This window comes from Pseudochelatococcus sp. (genome assembly GCF_050946405.1).
Taxonomy (GTDB): Bacteria; Pseudomonadota; Alphaproteobacteria; order Rhizobiales; family Beijerinckiaceae; genus Pseudochelatococcus.
The window spans coordinates 40,181-47,029 of sequence record NZ_JBMNUS010000016.1; the positions used below are offsets into that span (position 1 = coordinate 40,181).

At 62.1% G+C, this 6,849-nt stretch carries 7 protein-coding genes and 3 pseudogenes; 7 read left to right on the forward strand and 3 right to left on the reverse strand.

What is annotated here, in order from left to right; genetic code table 11:
* Window positions 1-27 precede the first annotated feature (27 nt).
* Both gabT and ACOYJQ_RS17870 read left to right on the forward strand, forming a co-directional pair.
* Window positions 28-1,332, forward strand: a complete 1,305-nt coding sequence (gene gabT / locus ACOYJQ_RS17865; RefSeq protein ID WP_433460385.1) for a 4-aminobutyrate--2-oxoglutarate transaminase — start codon at window positions 28-30, stop codon at window positions 1,330-1,332.
* 101 nt (window positions 1,333-1,433) lie between these two features.
* A complete protein-coding gene (locus tag ACOYJQ_RS17870; protein ID WP_433460386.1) occupies window positions 1,434-2,867 on the forward strand; it encodes an aldehyde dehydrogenase family protein in 1,434 nt (477 codons plus the stop codon).
* Between the two features lie 90 nt (window positions 2,868-2,957).
* Here ACOYJQ_RS17870 and ACOYJQ_RS17875 read toward each other — a convergent pair.
* Window positions 2,958-3,454 (reverse strand): annotated as a pseudogene (locus tag ACOYJQ_RS17875) (IS5 family transposase); the annotation flags it as partial.
* A 54-nt stretch (window positions 3,455-3,508) separates the two neighbouring features.
* Between ACOYJQ_RS17875 and ACOYJQ_RS17880 the strand changes: the two are divergent.
* The 5 genes and pseudogenes from ACOYJQ_RS17880 to tnpB all read left to right on the forward strand — a co-directional run bounded on the left by ACOYJQ_RS17880 (window position 3,509) and on the right by tnpB (window position 5,824).
* Entirely contained in the window at window positions 3,509-4,279 is a 771-nt protein-coding gene (locus tag ACOYJQ_RS17880; protein WP_433460394.1) for a DNA cytosine methyltransferase, read from the forward strand.
* A pseudogene (locus ACOYJQ_RS17885) lies at window positions 4,234-4,563 on the forward strand (LysR substrate-binding domain-containing protein); the annotation flags it as partial. The gene ACOYJQ_RS17880 and the pseudogene ACOYJQ_RS17885, both read left to right, overlap by 46 nt.
* A gap of 125 nt (window positions 4,564-4,688) precedes the next feature.
* Window positions 4,689-4,955, forward strand: a complete 267-nt coding sequence (locus ACOYJQ_RS17890; RefSeq protein WP_433460388.1) for a type II toxin-antitoxin system Phd/YefM family antitoxin — start codon at window positions 4,689-4,691, stop codon at window positions 4,953-4,955.
* Entirely contained in the window at window positions 4,955-5,377 is a 423-nt protein-coding gene (locus tag ACOYJQ_RS17895; RefSeq protein WP_433460390.1) for a type II toxin-antitoxin system VapC family toxin, read from the forward strand. The genes ACOYJQ_RS17890 and ACOYJQ_RS17895 overlap by 1 nt, the downstream gene beginning before the upstream one ends.
* A 198-nt stretch (window positions 5,378-5,575) precedes the next feature.
* On the forward strand, window positions 5,576-5,824 hold the full coding sequence (gene tnpB, locus ACOYJQ_RS17900; RefSeq protein ID WP_433460391.1) for an IS66 family insertion sequence element accessory protein TnpB: 249 nt from the start codon (window positions 5,576-5,578) through the stop codon (window positions 5,822-5,824).
* Window positions 5,825-5,889: 65 nt separating this feature from the next.
* On the opposite strand, the gene ACOYJQ_RS17905 is transcribed toward tnpB, so the two are convergent.
* Window positions 5,890-6,396: a DUF1254 domain-containing protein gene (locus ACOYJQ_RS17905; protein ID WP_433460392.1), complete on the reverse strand. Its 507-nt coding sequence runs from the start codon at window positions 6,394-6,396 to the stop codon at window positions 5,890-5,892.
* A 348-nt stretch (window positions 6,397-6,744) separates the two neighbouring features.
* Window positions 6,745-6,849: pseudogene (locus tag ACOYJQ_RS17910) on the reverse strand (IS5/IS1182 family transposase); the annotation flags it as partial.

The following is a 6,849-nucleotide window of genomic DNA, read 5'->3' on the forward strand; positions in this document are numbered from 1 at the left end:
AAAGGAACATTCCAGGGAGGAATTTCAATGACTATTGCCCAAACCCTGAAAGCACGGCAGGCGGAAGCAGTGGCGGCGGGTGTCGCCACCAAGGGAATTTTCGCCAGACACGCCGAGAACGCCGAACTCTGGGACGTCGACGGCCGGCGCTTCATCGATTTCGCCGCCGGCATCGCCGTCAACAACACGGGCCACCGCCACCCGCGCATCATGGCCGCCATCGCGGAGCAGGCGGATCTTTTCACCCATACGTGCTTCCATGTGGCCCCTTATGAGAGCTACATCCGCTTGGCGGAGCGCCTCAACGCGCTCGTCGACACCGGCGAGGACAACCGCACGATGCTGGTGACGACCGGCGCCGAGGCTGTCGAGAACGCCATCAAGATCGCCCGCGCTTCCACCGGCCGATCGGGCGTCATCGCCTTTTCGGGCGCCTTCCACGGGCGCACGATGCTCGGCATGGCGCTGACCGGCAAGGTCTCGCCCTACAAGAAGAATTTCGGACCGTTTCCGGCCGAGATCTACCACGTTCCCTTTCCCGCCGCGTTCTCCGGCGTCACGGTCGAGACCACGCTTGCGGCCCTTGACACCCTGCTGGCATCGGATGTCGACCCTGAGCGCGTGGCGGCCTTCATCATTGAGCCCGTGCAGGGCGAAGGCGGGTTCAATCCCGCGCCGGACGAACTGCTGCGGGAGTTGCGCCTGCGCGCGGACAAGTATGGCATCGTGCTGATTGCCGACGAGGTGCAGGGCGGCATGGCCCGCACGGGGGCGATGCTCTCGATCGAGCATTCCGGCGTCAAGCCGGACCTCGTGACTCTTGCCAAGGGACTTGCGGGCGGCTTCCCGCTGTCGGCGGTGGTCGGAAAAGCGAGCATCATGAACGCCGCCCATCCCGGCGGTCTCGGCGGCACCTATGCGGGCCACCCTTTTGCGGTCGCTGCCGCCAATGCGGTTCTCGATGTGATCGCGGACGAAGACCTTTGCGGGCGCGCCGCCTGGATCGGCGAGAAGATCGAGAACCGTCTCAGGACGATCGCGGCCCGTCAGGGCATGGAGCGCATCGGGGATGTCCGCGCCCGCGGCGCCATGATCGCCGTCGAACTCGTGGAGGACCGTGAGGGCAAGACCGCCGCTGCCGGGTTGACGTCACAGGTGGTTGCGGAAGCCGAGCAGCGCGGCCTCATCCTGTTGTCGTGTGGCACGCGCTACAACGTCATTCGCCTGCTTCCGCCGCTGACCACTCCGGAGGACGTTCTGAACGAAGGGCTGGATATCCTCGAAGCGTCCCTGGAAGCGGCATTCTCGAAAGTTGCGCCGGCCGGCGCCTGACGCATTGCGGCGCTTTCGCACTGCGTTGTCTTCACGCAAATCAATCTCCATTGACCCAAGAATACGTCGGCCTGGATGACAAGTCCTGTCGGAGGAAACCAATGACCTTGCACAAGAACCTGATTGACGGCGAATGGACCGGAACCGACGGCAACGACAATATCAACCCCTCGAACACCAATGAGATCGTGGGACGATACGCCCGCGGATCGGCGGCTGACCTGGAACAGGCTATCGCCGCAGCCAGCGCCGCGTTTCCCGCCTGGTCCCGATCCGGCATTCTCGAACGGCGTGACATCCTGAAGCGAGCGGCCGAGGAAATTTTTACGCGCCGGGAAGAACTTGGCGCGCTGCTGGCCCGCGAGGAAGGCAAGACATTGCCGGAAGCCATCGGCGAGACGGTTCGCGCCGGGCAGATCTTCGAGTTCTTCGCCGGTGAATGCCTGCGCCTGAGAGGTGAGACGCTGCCATCCGTGCGGCCGGGCATCGGTGTGGAGATCACGCGGGAGCCTCTCGGCGTCATCGGCATCATCACGCCGTGGAACTTCCCCATTGCAATTCCGGCCTGGAAGATCGCGCCCGCCCTTGCCTGGGGTAACACCGTGGTGTTCAAGCCGGCCGAGCTGGTGCCGGGCAGCGCGTGGGCGCTCGTGGATATCCTCCATCGCGCCGGTCTGCCGGCGGGGGTGCTCAATCTCGTCATGGGTCAGGGCTCGGTCGTCGGCCAGGCGATGCTGGATAATCCCGGTCTCAGCGGCATCACCTTCACTGGCTCGACGACGACCGGCAAGCGCGTGGCGCTGGCGTCGATCGAGCATAACCGCAAGTTCCAGCTCGAAATGGGCGGCAAGAACCCCATGGTCGTGCTGGATGACGCCGATCTCCCTGTCGCGGTGGATGCCGCCGCCAACTCAAGCTTCTTCTCGACAGGCCAGCGCTGTACCGCGTCGTCCCGCCTGATCGCTACCGAAGCGATCCACGACCGCTTCGTGGCGGCACTGATCGAGAAACTGAAGAGCCTGCGCATCGACGATGCGTTGAAGCCCGATACGCACATCGGGCCTGTCGTCGATGACAGGCAGTTGCAGACCGACGTTGATTACATCGAAGCGGGCCGTCAGGAGGGCGCAAGACTGGCTTTCGGCGGCGAGATCCTGCAACGTGAGACGCCCGGTTTCTATTTGCAGCCGGCATTGTTCACCGAAGTCACCAACGACATGCGCATCGCGCGCGAGGAGATTTTCGGTCCGGTGGCGGCGGTCATCCGCGTCCGGGATTATGACGAGGCGCTGGCGGTGGCCAACGACACCGGCTACGGGCTTTCAGCCGGTATCGCGACCACGAGTCTGAAGTATGCCACGCATTTCAAGCGGAATGTCGAGGCCGGCATGGTGATGGTCAATCTCCCGACGGCCGGCGTGGATTTCCATGTGCCCTTCGGCGGACGCAAGGGCTCTTCTCATGGTTCTCGCGAACAGGGAACATATGCTGCCGAGTTCTTCACCACGATCAAGACGGCCTACACAAAGCCCTGAAACGCCTGCCCCCCGTGAAATGCTTGGTGCCGCGAGCCAAGACGATTCCCTACCAGCAAAACCCTGCGCTGGCCGAAGGTCGCGCCTGCATCTGAATTGCTTCAGTTTGTTGAAGAAGCGCTCGATACGGTTGCGCTCCCTGTAGAGATCGATGTCGTAGGGTCGCTGTATCTTGGGGTTGCACTTTGGTGGGATGACAGCCTCTGCACCTGCCTTGATGATCTTGTCAGCGAGATGATCGGCGTCGTATCCTTTGTCAGCGATAGTGGCGTCGGCCTCGATGCTGTCAATCAAGTCGTGGGCGAAGGCGATGTCGTTGCACTGGCCGGGCGAACCGATCAGGCGGACCGGGAGGCCAAGGGCTTCGGTGGCAGCGTGGATCTTGTTGCTCAAGCCGCCGCGGGACCGACCCAGGCCTTGGGCATCCGCCCTCCTTTGATTTTACGTGCTCCGGCAGCTTGCTGATGCGCGCGAACGATCGTGCTGTCGATCATCAGCCATTCCAGATCGGCTTCGCGCGCCAGCACCGCCAACATATCATCCAGTACACCCATCTCGATCCAGCGGTAATAGCGCCGCTTCCGCGCCTATTCACGCGAACAACACCGCGCCTGGCTGCGTCGCCGCGAGGTGACGCCATGATGCGCGCGCTCGACCTGTTCAGCGCGGCGGCCGGAGGCTGGTCGCTCGGCCTGCACCGCGCCGGCTTCCTCACCATCGCCGCCTGCGAAATCGTCGAATGGCGGCGCATCCTTTACGCAGAGAACAATACCCATGTCCGTATCTACGACGACATCCGTGGGCTCACGGCAGCTCGACTTGTTTCCGACCTTGGCATCCTTCCCGACATCATCGTCGGCAGCCCGCCGTGTCAGGACATCTCCAGCGCCAACACCAGCGGCAAAGGGATCGAGGGCGAACGGTCGGGCCTCTACCTCGAAGCCGTCCGCCTTGTCGGAGATTGCCGCCCTCGCTGGTTCGCTTTTGAGAACAGCGCTAATCTCAGAATTCGCGGCGCTGACCGGCTGCTCGGCGAGCTGGATGCGCTCGGCTACGCCTGCGAGCCGTGCATGGCGGGTGCTTCGGACGTCGGCGCCAACCATGTCCGCAAGCGGTCATGGCTCATCGGATACGACCCCGAACAACTTGCCGACACCCGTATCACAATCCCAGCAGGGTGGCATCCGTCTGGAGGGTGGATCGGGCGCGCGCCGGGCGATGAAGGAATCGGGCCTCTACGAACTGTTCCGCAATCACCCGCTGCCGACGTCCATGGCTTCGGACGGGATGAAGGATGGCGCGGGCGGGGGAGCGGGATCGACGTATCCGCTGCGCATGATTCTGGCGACGCCGAGGAAATCGGATGCGGATCGGCTTCGGCTATGTTCGTACGGTCGATGGCTGGCCCTTGAAGAAAGACGGCGAAACCGTCGTGGTCCCGACGACCGGGCGTATTCAGGCCAGCGACGGGGAAGCGTTGCGCAGACTTGCGCTGGGCGGCAGCGGGCTGGCGCGCCTTGCGGCCTTCACGGTTCGCGACGACATCGCCACCGGCCGGCTTGTGCCGGTGATGGAAGATATGAACCCTGGAGACCGGGAAGCCTTCCACGCCATCCATATTGGTCAGGGCGGTCCCTTGCCCTCTCGCGTTCGGGCGCTGCTCGACTTTCTCTCCGAGCATGGGCGGGTTTCATGATGCCGGATGCATCTTTACGGTTCCGGGGCAGGTGGGTCATTGTTTGATGGATGATGAGGCCACGTAGCTACATAATGTTGCCATTCCCTCGCATACGTGGTAACGTGGCCACGTTGGAGGATGACATGACGATCACCACAGTCAGCAGCAGGGATTTCAATTCCGATGTCGGCGGCGCCAAGAAGGCGGCGGCGCACGGGCCTGTCTTCATCACCGATCGTGGCAAGCCCGCTCACGTTCTCCTCTCCATCGAGGAGTACAAGCGGCTGCGCGGTGTCCGCAAGATGAGCTTGCTGGAATCGCTCACGCCAAGCCGTGGCGCCGACGAGATGGATGACGAATTCGAGTTCCCCAGGCTCGGCACCATCACCCGGTTGCCGGACTTGGGTTGATGCACCTGCTCGATACAAATGTGATCTCGGTTTTCCGCCGGATCGACAAGGCGCCCGCGCAGATTATCGAATGGGCTGCATCGGTGGATGCCGAGGACTTCTATTTGTCGGTGATAACCATCCTTGAGATAGAGCAGGGCATTCTTCTCAAGGCTCGCCATGATGAACATCAGGCTGCGCTTTACCGGGATTGGCTCACCAATGACATCTTGCCGCGCTATGAGGACAGGATATTAGCGGTCGATCTGCCGGTTGCTCGCCGCTGCGCCCAGCTTCATGTGCCCGACCCAAAATCCGAGCGTGATGCCCTGATAGCCGCCACCGCGCTCGTGCATGGAATGACGCTCGTGACGCGCAATGAAGCGGACTTCAAGGCGACCGGCGTTCCGCTGATCAACCCATGGCTCTACGGTGGGCGCTGACCTCCCCGAAAGTAGTTGATGCGAGGCATCATCACGCGGCCGCCCGTATCAACTGAGCGTGTGGCAGCATGTCATTCAAAGAGCGGATAATCTCCATGACCTTCGCGGGCAGATCGCCATTCCAGGCCAAGGCTGGTCCCGGATTGGAGCCTGCAATCATCTTCGTTTGCTTGTGACGCAAGTGAAGATTTGATCGCCTTGGACCCTTTCTGCGGAGCGGTGTTCGTGTTCCGGTCGAAACGAGCGGACCGGATCAAGCTGCTGGTCTGGGATCAAACCGGCATGGTTCTGGTTCACAAGCGGCTGGAGGGCGGCAAGTTCGTCTGGCCGCAGGTGCAGAACGGGGTGATGAGAATGTCGCCGGCGCAAATGGCGGCGTTGTTCGAGAGCCTGGATTGGCGACTGGTCCGGCCGGAGCGCGTGCGGCGTCCGCAGGCGGCGGGCTGATCGCCGGGATGTGGAAAGTCCTTGTTTTTACTGGTCCTGGCGGGTGTTCCGTGATTCACTCCATCTCATGGACGCCGCCACTCTTGCTCATGAAAATGCCCTTTGGGCGCGTCTGAAACCCTGCCTCGCGGCGAGCAGCGGGTGTGCAAACGGAAGGAGGCTTCGCGGGGAACCGGCTGCACGGAACGCGCAGCGTGAAGGAAGGCGCCGGGCTGGTACGGATAGACCTTCATGTTGCGTTTGATATTCTCGACAGCCGGCTTTGGATCGTTGCCCACCAGGTTCGCGCGCGAGGCATAGAGAGCGAAATTCGTCTTCGAACGGGCGATGAAGTAGCCGCCCTCGGGCAGCGGCCCCTCATAGTCCAGACCAACGATCAGGTACTTTCCACCGAGCCCGCGGTCCGGCCCCGGCGCACCGATGTTGATGATCCAGGAAAACCACATGTCGTTGATCGTGCCGATGCCACCCGACGGCTGCTCGATCACCATGGGGCCTTTGCTCAGGTCGAGTCCCGACATGTAGTAGACCGTGTCCGCATTGGCAGTCAGGAACAACGAACGCGAGTCCATCAGATCCGAGAAGATAACGACATCGCCTGGTCTGGCGCCAATCTCTTCGAAGCCCTTGACAAGGGCGAGCGCGGACGCACTGCGGAAGCTGTTGTTGTAGACGTCGAGCGCGCGGGTGAAATCCAGGTATCGTAGATTTTCCGCGCAGTTGCCTCGGTCGGCACGCCGTCCCGGAAATCGAGCCGACCCGCCCGCGTTTCAATTGTGTCTGGCGCCGAGAGTGATTTGACGGTTTCGGTAGCGACGTCAGACAAGGCAGGACCCGCCGCGATAAAGAAAGCGCAGCTGCTGATCAAAGTTCCTCGAATCATTGATTGCTCCTTTCATAGGGTCAGGACTCATTGATGAGAGCCAGAAGATGACGGTAGCGGCGAGGGCTACGGCGGAGAAGAAGGCCTTTGGGCAACGATCATAGCGTGTCGCGACGCGCCTCCAGTCTTTGAGGCGGCCGAA